This is a genomic window from Streptomyces sp. CNQ085 (assembly GCF_022614595.1).
Classification (GTDB): domain Bacteria; phylum Actinomycetota; class Actinomycetes; order Streptomycetales; family Streptomycetaceae; genus Streptomyces.
Genome location: NZ_JAJFAU010000140.1, coordinates 1 through 12,791, shown reverse-complemented (window position 1 = coordinate 12,791; position 12,791 = coordinate 1). Strand labels below are relative to the sequence as shown.

Annotated in this window: 16 protein-coding genes and 3 tRNA genes; 14 read left to right on the top strand and 5 right to left on the bottom strand. The window is 72.0% G+C overall.

What is annotated here, in order from left to right; translation table 11 throughout:
* Positions 1-321: 321 nt before the first annotated feature.
* From LJ221_RS19830 to LJ221_RS19820, 3 genes are all read left to right on the top strand, one after another.
* A tRNA-Gln gene (locus LJ221_RS19830) sits at positions 322-393 on the top strand.
* A gap of 24 nt (positions 394-417) precedes the next feature.
* A tRNA-Glu gene (locus LJ221_RS19825) sits at positions 418-490 on the top strand.
* Positions 491-518: 28 nt separating this feature from the next.
* Positions 519-591 (top strand) — tRNA-Glu (locus LJ221_RS19820).
* 60 nt (positions 592-651) lie between these two features.
* Here LJ221_RS19820 and ndgR read toward each other — a convergent pair.
* Positions 652-1,371, bottom strand: coding sequence for an IclR family transcriptional regulator NdgR (gene ndgR, locus LJ221_RS19815; protein WP_093850624.1), 720 nt, complete (start codon positions 1,369-1,371; stop codon positions 652-654).
* 152 nt (positions 1,372-1,523) lie between these two features.
* Between ndgR and leuC the strand changes: the two genes are divergently transcribed.
* From leuC to LJ221_RS19790, 5 genes are all read left to right on the top strand, one after another.
* Positions 1,524-2,948 (top strand): 3-isopropylmalate dehydratase large subunit, encoded by a 1,425-nt coding sequence (leuC, locus tag LJ221_RS19810; protein WP_241718080.1) that lies wholly within the window; start codon positions 1,524-1,526, stop codon positions 2,946-2,948.
* A gap of 9 nt (positions 2,949-2,957) precedes the next feature.
* Positions 2,958-3,551, top strand: coding sequence for a 3-isopropylmalate dehydratase small subunit (gene leuD / locus LJ221_RS19805; protein WP_241718079.1), 594 nt, complete (start codon positions 2,958-2,960; stop codon positions 3,549-3,551).
* Positions 3,552-3,784: 233 nt separating this feature from the next.
* Positions 3,785-4,045: a hypothetical protein gene (locus LJ221_RS19800; RefSeq protein ID WP_241718078.1), complete on the top strand. Its 261-nt coding sequence runs from the start codon at positions 3,785-3,787 to the stop codon at positions 4,043-4,045.
* 125 nt (positions 4,046-4,170) lie between these two features.
* Positions 4,171-4,794 (top strand): HU family DNA-binding protein, encoded by a 624-nt coding sequence (locus LJ221_RS19795; protein WP_241718077.1) that lies wholly within the window; start codon positions 4,171-4,173, stop codon positions 4,792-4,794.
* A gap of 88 nt (positions 4,795-4,882) precedes the next feature.
* Positions 4,883-5,086, top strand: a complete 204-nt coding sequence (locus tag LJ221_RS19790; protein ID WP_241718076.1) for a hypothetical protein — start codon at positions 4,883-4,885, stop codon at positions 5,084-5,086.
* Here the strand turns inward: LJ221_RS19790 and cofC are convergent.
* On the bottom strand, positions 5,058-5,735 hold the full coding sequence (gene cofC, locus LJ221_RS19785) for a 2-phospho-L-lactate guanylyltransferase (RefSeq protein WP_374228512.1): 678 nt from the start codon (positions 5,733-5,735) through the stop codon (positions 5,058-5,060). The two genes, LJ221_RS19790 and cofC, sit on opposite strands and share 29 nt — an antisense overlap.
* A gap of 136 nt (positions 5,736-5,871) precedes the next feature.
* Between cofC and LJ221_RS19780 the strand changes: the two genes are divergently transcribed.
* Genes LJ221_RS19780 through LJ221_RS19770 form a run of 3 tightly spaced genes read left to right on the top strand, consistent with a single transcriptional unit; the run spans position 5,872 to position 8,887 of the window.
* Positions 5,872-6,684: a 1-acyl-sn-glycerol-3-phosphate acyltransferase gene (locus LJ221_RS19780; protein WP_241718074.1), complete on the top strand. Its 813-nt coding sequence runs from the start codon at positions 5,872-5,874 to the stop codon at positions 6,682-6,684.
* Positions 6,681-7,682, top strand: a complete 1,002-nt coding sequence (locus tag LJ221_RS19775) for an NAD(P)H-dependent glycerol-3-phosphate dehydrogenase (protein WP_241718073.1) — start codon at positions 6,681-6,683, stop codon at positions 7,680-7,682. The genes LJ221_RS19780 and LJ221_RS19775 overlap by 4 nt, the downstream gene beginning before the upstream one ends.
* 38 nt (positions 7,683-7,720) lie before the next feature.
* A complete protein-coding gene (locus LJ221_RS19770; protein WP_241718072.1) occupies positions 7,721-8,887 on the top strand; it encodes a D-alanine--D-alanine ligase family protein in 1,167 nt (388 codons plus the stop codon).
* 63 nt (positions 8,888-8,950) lie between these two features.
* On the opposite strand, the gene LJ221_RS19765 is transcribed toward LJ221_RS19770, so the two are convergent.
* Both LJ221_RS19765 and LJ221_RS19760 read right to left on the bottom strand, forming a co-directional pair.
* Complete coding sequence (locus tag LJ221_RS19765) at positions 8,951-9,418, bottom strand: DUF3515 domain-containing protein (protein WP_241718071.1); 468 nt, start codon at positions 9,416-9,418, stop codon at positions 8,951-8,953.
* Positions 9,419-9,480: 62 nt separating this feature from the next.
* Positions 9,481-9,714 carry an Lrp/AsnC family transcriptional regulator gene (locus LJ221_RS19760; protein ID WP_241718070.1) on the bottom strand — a complete coding sequence of 78 codons (234 nt, stop codon included), beginning with the start codon at positions 9,712-9,714 and terminating at the stop codon, positions 9,481-9,483.
* A gap of 248 nt (positions 9,715-9,962) precedes the next feature.
* Here LJ221_RS19760 and LJ221_RS19755 point away from each other — a divergent pair, with 248 nt between their 5' ends.
* Together LJ221_RS19755 and thiD are read left to right on the top strand one after the other, a co-directional pair.
* Complete coding sequence (locus LJ221_RS19755; RefSeq protein WP_241718069.1) at positions 9,963-10,907, top strand: thiamine-phosphate kinase; 945 nt, start codon at positions 9,963-9,965, stop codon at positions 10,905-10,907.
* Positions 10,908-10,963: 56 nt separating this feature from the next.
* On the top strand, positions 10,964-11,785 hold the full coding sequence (gene thiD / locus LJ221_RS19750) for a bifunctional hydroxymethylpyrimidine kinase/phosphomethylpyrimidine kinase (protein ID WP_241718068.1): 822 nt from the start codon (positions 10,964-10,966) through the stop codon (positions 11,783-11,785).
* A 167-nt stretch (positions 11,786-11,952) separates the two neighbouring features.
* Here thiD and rpmB read toward each other — a convergent pair whose 3' ends face one another.
* The gene (rpmB, locus tag LJ221_RS19745; protein ID WP_093662092.1) at positions 11,953-12,138 is read right to left on the bottom strand and encodes a 50S ribosomal protein L28; all 186 of its coding nucleotides are present in this window, start codon (positions 12,136-12,138) and stop codon (positions 11,953-11,955) included.
* Positions 12,139-12,405: 267 nt separating this feature from the next.
* On the opposite strand from rpmB, the gene LJ221_RS19740 reads away from it, so the two are divergent.
* On the top strand, positions 12,406-12,791 hold a 386-nt coding region (locus LJ221_RS19740), incomplete at its 3' end, for a DAK2 domain-containing protein (RefSeq protein ID WP_241718067.1).

Here is a 12,791-nt window from a genome sequence, read left to right as displayed (position 1 = left end):
CTCCTGTTCCCGGTGCTCGCACCGGGAACAGGAGGCGCCAACGGCTGGGTCCGCTCCCGGAGAAGGGCCCGCTGGTCAGGCCCGGCGGGCGAAGTCGGCGAACGCGGACCGGGCGGCGCAGGAGACTGTCGTGGTCACGTTCCGTGCGGGAGCGGTGTCCACGGCGGGTGATTCCGGCCGCCGGCGACCCGGCGGGAACTCGTTTTGGAGCACGGGCTTCCATCGGGTAATGTTCTTCCCGTCGCCAGGCGGAACGGGTCGAAAGGCCAAAGACGCAAGGCGGTCACCAGGACAGAAGTTCCGAAAGAGCTTGAGTTCCGGTGGGGTATGGTGTAATTGGCAGCACGACTGATTCTGGTTCAGTTAGTCTAGGTTCGAGTCCTGGTACCCCAGCGCGATCTTCCCAGCAAGATCCAAGCCCCCGTTGTGTAGCGGCCTAGCACGCCGCCCTCTCAAGGCGGTAGCGCCGGTTCGAATCCGGTCGGGGGTACTCGCGGTCCTCCGGGATCGCCGCTGGGGCCCCCGTTGTGTAGCGGCCTAGCACGCCGCCCTCTCAAGGCGGTAGCGCCGGTTCGAATCCGGTCGGGGGTACGGACGAGGAGAGGCCCTCCGCTTCGGCGAGGGCCTCTCCTCGTTGTGCCGCCGGAGCGGTCAGCCGCCGTTGCGGCGCAGAGCCTCGGTGAGGCGGCCGGCGGCCTCCACGATCGCCTGGGCGTGCATCCGGCCGGGGTGTCGGGTCAGGCGCTCGATCGGGCCCGAGACCGACACCGCCGCCACCACGCGGTTGGACGGGCCGCGCACCGGCGCCGAGACCGAGGCGACGCCGGGTTCGCGCTCGCCGATGGACTGGGCCCAGCCGCGCCGCCGTACCCCCGAGAGGGCCGTCGCCGTGAAGCGGGCTCCCTGCAGTCCCCGGTGCAGCCGCTCCGGCTCCTCCCAGGCCATCAGGATCTGGGCCGCCGAGCCGGCCTTCATCGGGAGGGTGGAGCCGACCGGAACGGTGTCCCGCAGTCCGGACAGCCGCTCCGCCGCGGCGACGCAGATCCGCATGTCTCCCTGGCGGCGGTACAGCTGGGCGCTCTCCCCGGTGATGTCGCGCAGGTGCGTGAGCACCGGGCCCGCCGAGGCGAGCAGCCTGTCCTCGCCCGCGGCGGCGGCCAGCTCGGCCAGGCGCGGGCCCAGGATGAAGCGGCCCTGCATGTCGCGGGCCACGAAGCGGTGGTGCTCCAGCGCCACCGCGAGCCGGTGCGCCGTGGGGCGCGCGAGCCCAGTCGCTCCGACCAGCCCGGCGAGGGTGGCCGGACCGGACTCCAGAGCGCTCAATACCAGAGCCGCCTTGTCGAGTACGCCGACGCCGCTAGAGTTGTCCATGCAACGATATTCACGTCTCACATTACGAAACGCAAGTTCAATTTCCCCGGGAAGCCGCCAAGCTGGAGTGACAGTCGCCACCCCGCCCGTGCGGACACGGCGGCACGGATGTCGAGACGAGGCCGGCGGTGCGGCCGGTCGGAGGGAAAGCGATGGGACGGACACTCGCGGAGAAGGTCTGGGACGACCATGTCGTCCGGCGCGCGGAAGGCGAGCCCGACCTGCTCTTCATCGACCTGCATCTGCTGCACGAGGTCACCAGCCCCCAGGCGTTCGACGGGCTTCGCAAGAACGGGCGCCGGGTGCGGCGCACCGATCTCACCATCGCCACTGAGGACCACAACACCCCCACCCTCGACATCGACAAGCCCGTCGCCGACCCCGTCTCGCGTACCCAGCTGGAGACGCTGCGCAGGAACTGCGCGGAGTTCGGGGTGCGGCTGCACCCGCTGGGTGATGTCGAGCAGGGCGTCGTCCACGTCGTGGGACCGCAGCTCGGGTTGACCCAGCCGGGCATGACGGTGGTCTGCGGTGACAGCCACACCTCCACGCACGGCGCCTTCGGCGCGCTGGCGTTCGGCATCGGCACCAGCCAGGTCGAGCACGTGCTGGCCACCCAGACCCTGCCGATGGCGCCCTTCAGGACGATGGCGGTCACGGTCAACGGCGAGCTGCCCGACGGGGTGACCGCCAAGGATCTGATCCTGGCGATCATCGCCCGGATCGGCACCGGCGGCGGACAGGGGTATGTGATCGAGTACCGCGGCGAGGCCATCGAGAAGCTGTCGATGGAGGCCCGGATGACCATCTGCAACATGTCCATCGAGGCCGGCGCCCGTGCGGGCATGATCGCCCCGGACGACACCACCTTCGCCTATCTCGAAGGTCGTGACCACGCGCCGAAGGGCGCCGACCGGGACGCGGCCGTGGAGTACTGGCGCACCCTGCGCACCGACGAGGGCGCCGTCTTCGACCACGAGGTGGTCATCGAGGCGTCCGAGCTGGCACCGTTCGTGACCTGGGGCACCAACCCCGGCCAGGGCGCGCCGCTGAGCGCGAGCGTGCCGGACCCGGCCTCCTTCACCGACCCCAGCGAGAAGCTGGCCGCCGAGAACGCGCTGAAGTACATGGGGCTGACCGCCGGGCAGCCGCTGCGTGAGATCGCCGTGGACACCGTGTTCGTCGGCTCGTGCACCAACGGCCGCATCGAGGACCTGCGTGCGGCCGCCGCCCTGCTCAAGGGCCGGAAGGTCGCCGACGGGGTGCGGATGCTGGTGGTGCCCGGCTCGGTACGAGTGGCGCTCCAGGCCGTCGAGGAGGGCCTGGACAAGGTGTTCACCGGGGCCGGAGCCGAGTGGCGGCACGCGGGCTGCTCGATGTGCCTGGGCATGAACCCCGACCAGCTCAAGCCCGGTGAGCGTTCCGCGTCCACCTCCAACCGCAACTTCGAGGGCAGGCAGGGCAAGGGCGGCCGCACCCATCTGGTCTCCCCGCAGGTGGCCGCCGCCACCGCGGTCCTGGGGCATCTGGCCTCGCCCGCCGACCTGTCCCATGTACGCGAGCCCGCGGGAGTCTGAGGAAAAGCCATGGAAGCCTTCACCACCCACACCGGCCGCGCCGTCCCGCTGCGCCGCTCCAACGTCGACACCGACCAGATCATCCCCGCGCACTGGCTGAAGAAGGTCACCCGCGACGGCTTCGAGGACGGACTGTTCGAGGCCTGGCGCAAGGACGAGGAGTTCGTGCTCAACCAGCCGGAGCGGCAGGGTGCCACCGTGCTGGTGGCCGGACCCGACTTCGGCACCGGCTCCTCGCGCGAGCACGCCGTCTGGGCACTGCAGAACTACGGCTTCAAGGCCGTGATCTCCTCCCGCTTCGCCGACATCTTCCGCGGCAACTCGCTGAAGAACGGCCTGCTGACCGTCGTCCTGCCGCAGCGGAGCGTGGACGCGCTGTGGGAGCTGACGGAGGCTGACCCGACGGTCGAGATCACCGTCGACCTGGTGGCCCGCAAGATCACCGCGCCCGGCGTCGAGGCGGACTTCGAGCTGGACGAGAACGCCCGCTGGCGGCTGCTGGAAGGGCTGGACGACATCAGTATCACCCTGCGCCACGAGGAGGACATCGCCGCGTACGAGGCGAAGCGCCCCTCCTTCAAACCGCGGACACTCACCGTCTGACGACCGGTGTCCCGGCGCCCGCCCGATTCGGCGGACGTACACGCACCTCCCCGAGCGCCCCCGGCTCCACGAGCCGGGGGCGCTCGGGCGTACGGGCGGGCCGCGGCGGGGAAGAGAGAGTATTGAGTCAATTCCCTTCTATACGGGCGTAGTTGACTCACCCGTACGTATCCGCCCGCGGTGCGTTGGGGACGCCCGGGGTGACAACTCGCCTCCAATGGCACAATCAGTGCATGGACAGTGACGGTCAACTCCCCCTCTACGACCTCGTCGCCGCCCGGCTGAAGAAGGCGCACGCCATGGTGCGCGCGCTGCAAGTGCCCGACGACGTACGGGCGGCGCTCGTCCGCAGGCTCCTCGCCGTCACGGCCGCCGCGAAGCAGGACCTGACCGGCGCGGCACGGCGGCTGGACCGGCTGATGGAGGACATCGAGGCCGGTGACGGCCTCTTCCCCGGAGAACGTGAAGACCGACGCACGGACAGAAGTGCGTGATGGTCTATTTCGTTGCGACACAAGGGTGATTCGCACGTTTCGCATTTGATTTGCGGTAAATATCTGCCTAACGTGCGAAAAGGCTTGGACAGATTCGTTCCGGCAATGCCTCCGAAGGGGAAGACGTGAACAAGGCGCAGCTCGTTGAAGCAATTGCCGACAAGCTCGGCGGACGGCAGCAGGCCGCCGACGCGGTCGACGTGGTTCTGGACGCGATCGTCCGCGCGGTCGTCGCCGGCGACCGGGTCTCGGTCACAGGCTTCGGCTCGTTCGAGAAGGTGGAGCGTCCGGCCCGCTACGCCCGCAACCCCCAGACCGGCGAGCGCGTCAGGGTCAAGAAGACCTCTGTTCCGCGTTTCCGTGCCGGCCAGGGTTTCAAGGACCTGGTCAGCGGCGCCAAGAAACTCCCCAAGGGCGGCGAGGTGGCCGTGAAGAAGGCGCCCAAGGGCAGCCTCTCGGGCGGGGCCGGCGCCACCACCCGCAAGGCGGCGGCCAAGAAGGCCGCCGCCAAGAAGGCGGCGCCGGCGAGGAAGGCGGCGGCGAAGAAGAGCACCGCCAAGAAGACCACGGCCACGGCCACCCCGGCGAAGAAGGCGGCGGCGAAGAAGAGCACCGCCAAGAAGACCACGGGAAAGAAGACCACGGGAAAGAAGGGCGCCGGGAAAGCCGTCGCCAAGAAGGCGCCGGCCAAGAAGGCCTCCGGCCGCAGCACCTCGGCGCGCAAGAGGGCGGCGAGCCGCAGGAAGTGAGCCGGGGCGTACGGACACGGGACGACCGCGCGGGGCCGGACTCCAGGGGGAGCCCGGCCCGCGGTGCGTCTCGTCTAGGCTCGGCGCCATGCAGGCCACCGCGTACACCTATGACCCCGCGACCCGCAGCGGCAGCGTGCTCCTCGACGACGGCACGCCTCTCCCCTTCGATGCCGAGGCGTTCGACGCGGGAGGTCTGCGGCTGCTGCGCCCGGGCCAGCGGGTGCGGATCGAGACCGGGGCCGGGGACGAGCGGCCCCGGATCACGCTGGTGACGCTGCAGACGTTCTGAGCGTGTGCGGACCCACTCCCAGGCTCAGCGCCGCGGCCAGGTCCTCACCGGTGTCCACGTCCCGCCGGACGCCCTCCACATCCGGCAGCACGATCTCCGCCGCGCCGGAACGCAGATGACGGAGGCGTGACGCGTCCCCGAAGGCTGGAGCCAGGGCGGTGCCGGCGGACGCGGTGAGCAGCGTGGTGCCGATCCCGGCGGCGTCGGCCAGGAAGGACCGGCGGTGCGTCCGCGCCGCCTCCAGCACCCGGGCCAGCTCCGCGGGGCGCAGGGCGGGCAGATCGGCGTTCAGCGCGGCCACCGGTGCGCCGGGACGTTCCGCCCGTACGGCCGCCTCGCCGTGCTCCAGCGCGGCGTTCAGCCCGGCGCCCGGCGCGTCCGGCACGATCCGTGCCCCCAGCGCGGCCAGTTCCGCCCCCGCGTGCGGATCGTCCGTGACGATCACCACTTCCTCCACGGCCGGGCAGGCGAGCGCCGCCGCGACGGTGTCCTGGGCGAAGGCCAGGGCCAGGGCGGAGCGCAGCCTCCCCCCGGCCGCCGGGGCCAGTCTGCTCTTCGCCAGCGCCAGTGGTTTGAGGGGGACTACCAGGGACCACCTCAGGGCCGCCGCGGCCCGCGCCGCCGTGTCGTCACGATGCATCGGCACCATTCTCACCCGCCGCCGGAGCCGCCCGGGACTTCCAGGGTTACGGTGTGCTCGACAGGGCGACGGCCCGGGGCGACACTTGTGCGGTTGTTCCCCGGCGGTGCGCGTGCCGCAGCAGGCAAGAGGAGATGGTGTCCGGGTGTCCCGCCGCAGAATCGGCTTCTGGTACCGCTTTGCCGCGGTTTTGGTGAAACCGCCCCTGGCGGTGCTGTTCAAGCGGGACTGGCGCGGAATGGAGCATATTCCGGGAGATGGTGGATTCATCACCGTGGTGAATCACAACTCCTATCTGGATCCGCTCTCCTACGCCCACTACCAGTACAACACCGGTCGCGTCCCCCGATTCCTGGCCAAGGACTCCCTGTTCAAGGGCGGATTCGTCGGCGCGGTGATGCGCGGCACGGGGCAGATTCCCGTCTACCGCGAGACGGCCGACGCCGTGAGTGCCTTCCGCGCCGCCGTCGAGGCGATCGACAAGGGCGAGTGCGTGGCGTTCTACCCCGAGGGCACCCTCACCCGCGACCCGGACATGTGGCCGATGGAGGGCAAGACCGGCGCCGCCCGCGTCGCCCTGATCACCAGGGCGCCCGTCATCCCCGTGGCGCAGTGGGGTGCCAACGAGGCCGTGCCGCCGTACGCGGGGATCAAGAAGATCCGGTTCTTCCCGCGCAGGACGCTGAAGGTGCTGGCCGGGCCGCCCGTCGACCTGTCGCGGTTCTACGGCCGCGAACCCACCGCGGAACTACTGCGCGAGGTCACCGACGTCATCATGGGCGCGATCACACAGCTGCTGGCCGAGGTGCGTGGCGAGCCCGCTCCCGCCCAGCGGTACGACCGCCGCCGGGCGCTCGCGCAGGGCCGGTGCGGCCCCGCCGCCCGCGGTGCCGCCGGGGATCAGGCCGCCGGCCAGAGGCCCGCCGGTCACGTGGTGGCCGAGGGAGAGAGCGCGTGACGCGAGTCGCCGTCTACGGCACCGGATCCTGGGGCACCGCCTTCGCGATGGTGCTCGCCGACGCCGGCTGCGAGGTGGCCCTGTGGGGCCGCCGCGCGGAACTGGCCGGGGCGGTCAACACCACCCGCACCAACCCCGACTACCTGCCGGGGGTGGTTCTTCCCGAGGCCGTGCGCGCCACCACCGACCCCGCCGAGGCCGCTACCGGAGCGGAGTTCACGGTGCTGGCCGTGCCCTCCCAGACTCTGCGCGGCAACCTCTCGGACTGGAAGCCGCTACTGCCGCCGGACACCGTGCTCGTCTCCCTGATGAAGGGCGTCGAACTCGGGACCGCCAAGCGGATGAGCGAGGTGATCGGGGAGGTCACCGGGGCCGGCCCGGACCGGATCGCCGTGCTGTCCGGCCCCAACCTGGCCCGCGAGATCGCCGAGCGGCAGCCAGCGGCCTCCGTCGTCGCCTGCCGTGACGAGGAGGTGGCCCGCAGGCTCCAGGCCGCCTGCCACACCCCCTACTTCCGCCCCTACACCAACACCGACGTCGTCGGCTGCGAGCTGGGCGGGGCGGTGAAGAACGTCATCGCGCTGGCGGTCGGCATCGCCGACGGCATGGGCCTGGGCGACAACGCCAAGGCGTCGCTGATCACCCGCGGCCTGGCCGAGACCACCCGGCTCGGCCTGGCCATGGGCGCCGACGCGCACACCTTCGCGGGCCTGGCGGGCCTGGGGGACCTGGTCGCCACCTGCTCCTCGCCGCTGTCGCGCAACCACACCTTCGGCACCAACCTCGGCAGGGGCATGACCCTGGCGGAGACCGTCGCGGCGACCCGACAGACCGCCGAGGGTGTCAAGTCCTGCGAGTCGGTGCTGGATCTGGCCCGGCGGCACGGCGTCGACATGCCCATCACCGAGACGGTCGTCGACATCGTCCACGACGGCAAGCCGCCGCTGGTCGCCCTCAAGGAACTGATGTCGCGCAGCGCCAAGGCCGAGCGCCGATGACCGCCCGCCACCGTCGCGTCAGGTAATCTCGCCCGGATATGAGCAGCCAGTCCTTCTCCCCAGGCCCCCAGACGCCCGCGCCGCCCGGTCGGCGGCCGCGCGTCGCCGTCGTCTTCGGCGGCCGCAGCTCCGAGCACGGGATCTCCGTGGTCACCGCGGGTGCCGTACTGCGCGCCATCGACCGCGGCGCCTACGATGTCCTGCCCATCGGCATCACCGCCGACGGCCGCTGGGCGCTGACCGCCGACGACCCCGAGCGGATGGCGATCGCCGACCGCGCCCTGCCGAGCGTGGAGCAGCTCGCCGAGTCCGACACCGGCTCCGTGCTGCTGCCCTTCGAGCCGGACAACCGTGAGGTGGTCTACAGCGAGCCGGGTTCGGTGCCCAAGGTGCTCGGGGAGGTCGACGTCGTCTTTCCCATGCTGCACGGGCCGTACGGCGAGGACGGCACGCTCCAGGGCCTGCTGGACCTGGCCGGGGTGCCCTACGTCGGCTCGGGCGTGCTGGCCTCGGCGGTCGGCATGGACAAGGAGTACATGAAGCGGGTCTTCACCTCCTTCGGGCTGCCCGTCGGGCCCTACACGGTGGTCAGGCCGCGCGAGTGGGAGCGGGACGAGAAGGCCGCGCGCGGGAGGATCGTGGACTTCGCGGCCGACCACGGCTGGCCGGTCTTCGTCAAGCCAGCCAGGGCCGGATCCTCCTTCGGTATCACCAAGGTCGACGACCTGGCGGGCCTGGACGAGGCGATCTCCGAGGCGCGTCGCCACGACCCCAAGATCATCGTCGAGTCGCTGCTGCGCGGCCGCGAGATCGAGTGCGGCGTCCTGGAGTTCGAGGACGGCCCGCGTGCCAGCCTTCCGGCCGAGATCCCGCCGGCCACGGCCCACGACTTCTACGACTTCGAGGCCAAGTACATCGACTCGGCCGAGGGGCTGGTGCCCGCCCCGCTGACCGCCGGGCAGACCCGCGAGGTTCAGGAACTGGCGGTGCGCGCCTTCGACGCGGCCTCCTGCGAGGGCCTGGTCCGCGCGGACTTCTTCCTGCTGGACAGCGGTGAGTTCGTCATCAACGAGATCAACACGATGCCCGGCTTCACTCCCATCTCCATGTACCCGCGGATGTGGGAGGCCAGCGGAGTCGGCTACCCGGAGCTGGTCGACCGCCTTATCCGGGCCGCCCTGCGCCGCCCGACCGGCCTGCGCTGACCGGCCCGCGCCGACCGCCCCGGGCCCGCGAGGGACGCGTTCCGGGGCGGACGCGGCGGAAGGTCACAGCGGCTTCCCCGGAACCGCCTCCCGCACCGCGTCGGCGAGGTCGACCAGGGCGTTGACCTCGGGCGCGTACGCCTCGGGAACGGTGACCCGGACGAAGACCTCGCGGCCGAGGAGGGTGAACCGGTGGCTGTCCCCCCGCTCCTCCAGCAGCCAGGAGACCCCGTTCACCTCCACCGAGTCGGAGACGGGGTTGTAGTGTTCACTGCCGGGCGTGAGGACCTCGGGCCGCGGTACTCCGCAGCCCAGTTCGATCGCGGGTTCGCCCCACACGGCGGCGAACCGCGTCTCGGGCTCGATCTCGCCCCGGCGCTGCCCGTCCACCTCCCCGGGCAGCACGTCGTACAGCTCGCCGCAGACCTCGGCGGCCTCGCCCGTCGGGCTCGGCACGGGCGGACCGGGGCGGTCGCCGCCGGACGCGCAGCCCGCCGCCGCGGCGAGCACGGCGAGTGCGGCAACGGACACACGGAGGGCGGACGGCGGGGACCGGCGGGGCACGGATCTCACCGGGCGAGCATACGGGGGAGCTACAGGTGCACGACCGGGCAGGTCAGGGTGCGGGTGATGCCCTCCACATGCTGGATGCGGGCCACCACCATGCGGCCCAGGTCGTCCACCGTGCCGGCCTCGGCCCGCACGATCACGTCGTAGGGACCGGTGACGTCCTCGGCCCGGACCACTCCGGGGATCGCGCCGACGACCTCGGCGACGGAGGACGCCTTGCCGACCTCCGTCTGGATCAGGATGTAGGCCTGTACCACGGAACCTCCAGGGCGGCTACGAGGATCGTGTGGGAAGAAGGGACGCCACGGTACCGCGTCACCCGTGCCGCCGGGGAGACCCGCACCGCGGGCGGGCGTGGGCGAACGGGGACGCGGGGGGCCGGACCGGCGGCCCCGGCGGTACCGTTCGAGCGTACTGACGAAGGGGCACGACGATGCTGAGTTCTCCCGGGGGGCAGCCTCCCCCTGGATTCCCCGGGGGCGCCCCCAGGACCCCCGGCCGTACCGTGGGGGATCTCGGGGAGTTCGGACTGATCCGCGAGCTGACCTCGCGGATCACCCCCACACCGGCCGTACGGATCGGCCCGGGCGACGACGCGGCGGTGGTCTCCGCACCCGACCGCCGCGTGGTGGCCAGTACCGACCTGCTGCTGGAGGGGCGGCACTTCCGGCGCGACTGGTCCACCGCCTACGACGTCGGCCGCAAGGCCGCGGCGCAGAACCTGGCCGACATCGCCGCCATGGGGGCCGAGCCCACCGCGCTGCTGCTCGGCCTCGTCGTGCCCGCCGAGCTTCCCGCCACCTGGCCCACCGAGCTGATGGACGGCCTCCACGACGAGTGCCAGGTCGCGGGCGCGGCCGTGGTCGGCGGGGATGTGGTACGCGGCGAGACCATCACCGTGGCCATCACCGCGCTGGGCGATCTGCACGGACGCGAGCCGGTCACCCGCTCCGGGGCGCGGCCCGGTGACACTGTCGCGGTCACCGGCTGGCTGGGCTGGTCGGCCGCCGGGCACTCGGTGCTCGCCCGCGGGTTCCGCTCGCCGCGGGCCTTCGTCGAAGCCCACCGTCGACCCGAGCCCCCTTACCACGCGGGACCGGCGGCGGCGGAGCTGGGCGCGACGGCGATGACGGACGTCAGCGACGGGCTCGTCGCCGATCTCGGGCACATCGCCGAGGCCAGCAAGGTCCGCATCGACATCCGCTCCGCGGCCCTGGACGTCCCCGTCCAGATGTCCGACATCGGGCGGGCGGTGGGCGTCGACCCGCTGCGGTGGGTGCTCACCGGGGGCGAGGACCACGCGATCGTCGCCACCTTTCCCGCGGGAGTCAAGCTGCCCGCCCGCTGGCGCCGTATCGGCGAGGTGCTGCACCCCCCCGCCGCACCGCAGGTCACGGTGGACGGCGCCCCGTGGGACCGGGCGGGCGGATGGGACCATTTCGGGGAGTGAGCGCTGGGAGGCGAGGGGTTGGGGGAGACCGTCGGCCCGGCCGTAGGCTGCGGGACATGCGTACACCACCACCGCGCGTCCTCACCATCGCCGGGTCCGACTCCGGCGGCGGAGCGGGGATCCAGGCCGACCTGAAGACCATGCTCGCGCTCGGCACTCACGGGATGAGCGTGCTGACCGCCGTCACCGCGCAGAACTCCCTGGGCGTGCGGGGCGCCTGGGAACTGCCCGCCGAGGCGGTTCGGCAGCAGTTCCGCAGCGTCGTGGACGACATCGGGGTGCAGGCGGTCAAGACCGGCATGCTGGCCTCCGCCGAACTGGTCGCCACGGTCGCCGGCCTGCTGGACGGTCTCGCCGCACCCGTGGTCGTCGACCCCGTGGGGGTCTCCAAGCACGGCGACCCGCTGCTGGCCGCCGAAGCGCTGGAGACGGTGCGCGCCGAACTGCTGCCCAGGGCCACCGTCGCCACCCCCAACCTGGACGAGGTCGCCCAGCTCACCGGCGTACGGGTGGAGCGTGAGGCAGACCTGCCGCGCGCGGCGGAGGCGGTGCTGGCGTACGGGCCGCGGTGGGCGCTGATCAAGGGCGGCCATCTCAAGGACGGGGCGGACGCTGTGGACCTGCTCACCGACGGCGCCGCCGAGCACTGGCTGCGTGCGCCCCGCCACGACAATCGCCACACCCACGGAACCGGCTGCACCCTGGCGGCCGCTGTCGCCGCGCGGCTGGCGGGGGGACGTACGGTTCCGGAAGCGGTCGCCGACGCGAAGGAGTACGTGACGGGCGCCATCGCCGCGGGCTTCGCGCTGGGCGGCGGCATCGGGCCTGTGGACCACGGCTGGCGGCTGGGGCGGGAGGATCCGGGAGGGAGGTCCTGAGCGGCCGTCCGGCCGCGGGGTGCCGTCCGAAGGCCGCAACGCGGGAAGGCCGGTCCACCAGAAGTGGACCGGCCTTCCCGCGTAACCGGCAAAGTGGCCGCGCTGGGCGTTGCGTCAGCGTGAGACCGGATCACCCCACCGCACGGCGGGGGGGGGAGGTCACGCGCTCAGCGCGAGACCTTGCCGGCCTTGATGCACGAGGTGCAGACGTTGAGCCGCTTCGGCGTCCGACCGACCATCGCACGCACCCGCTGGATGTTGGGGTTCCAACGGCGGGACGTACGGCGGTGCGAGTGCGAGATGTTGTTGCCGAAGCCCGGCCCCTTGCCGCAGACGTCGCAGTTGGCAGCCACGGGTCACTCCAAAGACTTCAGATGCACTTACAGTGAAATCCCGGCGTCGGCAGGATCAGATGATGACCGGCACTGCCAGGGAATTGGGATGGAGCCCGAGCGGGTCGGGCAACCGGAGAAGCATACCCCGCCCCCATCCGGACCACGAAATCACCACGGCCCGTACCGCCCTCCCGGCCCCGCCCCCGGCCGTGGCGGGCACTAGCCTTCGCCCGTCGCAGATGTTCTCCCCGGCCGCCCGGCCGCAAGCACCCAGGAGGCCCGTCCGTGCCGCACCCGCTCGACGCCGCCGCGGTACGGGAGTGGAGCGCCCAGGCGCTCGACGCGCTGGGCCGTGCCCGCGAGACCATCGACGCGATCAACGTCTACCCGGTCGCGGACGCCGACACCGGCACCAACCTCTACCTGACGGTGGAGTCCGCCGCCCGGGCCGTCGAGGCCGCCTGCGCGGGGGAGCCCACCCCGGCACAGGCGGTGCGGGCCATGGCGCACGGCGCGCTGATCGGCGCACGCGGCAACTCCGGGACGATCCTGGCGCAGCTGCTGCGCGGCATGGCCGAGGAGATGGCCGAGGCCCATGAGGACGGCAGGGGCCGCGAGCGGGGCGGGGACGACGGGGAGCCACTGCGGCGTGCGCTGGTCCGTGCCGCGGC

Excerpts from the sequence above, each read along its gene's own strand:
- ndgR (WP_093850624.1), bottom strand. The coding sequence starts at position 1,371 with ATGGACAACTCTAGCGGCGTCGGCGTACTCGACAAGGCGGCTCTGGTA.
- leuC (WP_241718080.1), top strand. The coding sequence starts at position 1,524 with ATGGGACGGACACTCGCGGAGAAGGTCTGGGACGACCATGTCGTCCGG.
- leuD (WP_241718079.1), top strand. The coding sequence starts at position 2,958 with ATGGAAGCCTTCACCACCCACACCGGCCGCGCCGTCCCGCTGCGCCGC.
- LJ221_RS19800 (WP_241718078.1), top strand. The coding sequence starts at position 3,785 with ATGGACAGTGACGGTCAACTCCCCCTCTACGACCTCGTCGCCGCCCGG.
- LJ221_RS19790 (WP_241718076.1), top strand. The coding sequence starts at position 4,883 with ATGCAGGCCACCGCGTACACCTATGACCCCGCGACCCGCAGCGGCAGC.
- cofC (WP_374228512.1), bottom strand. The coding sequence starts at position 5,735 with ATGGTGCCGATGCATCGTGACGACACGGCGGCGCGGGCCGCGGCGGCC.
- LJ221_RS19770 (WP_241718072.1), top strand. The coding sequence starts at position 7,721 with ATGAGCAGCCAGTCCTTCTCCCCAGGCCCCCAGACGCCCGCGCCGCCC.
- thiD (WP_241718068.1), top strand. The coding sequence starts at position 10,964 with ATGCGTACACCACCACCGCGCGTCCTCACCATCGCCGGGTCCGACTCC.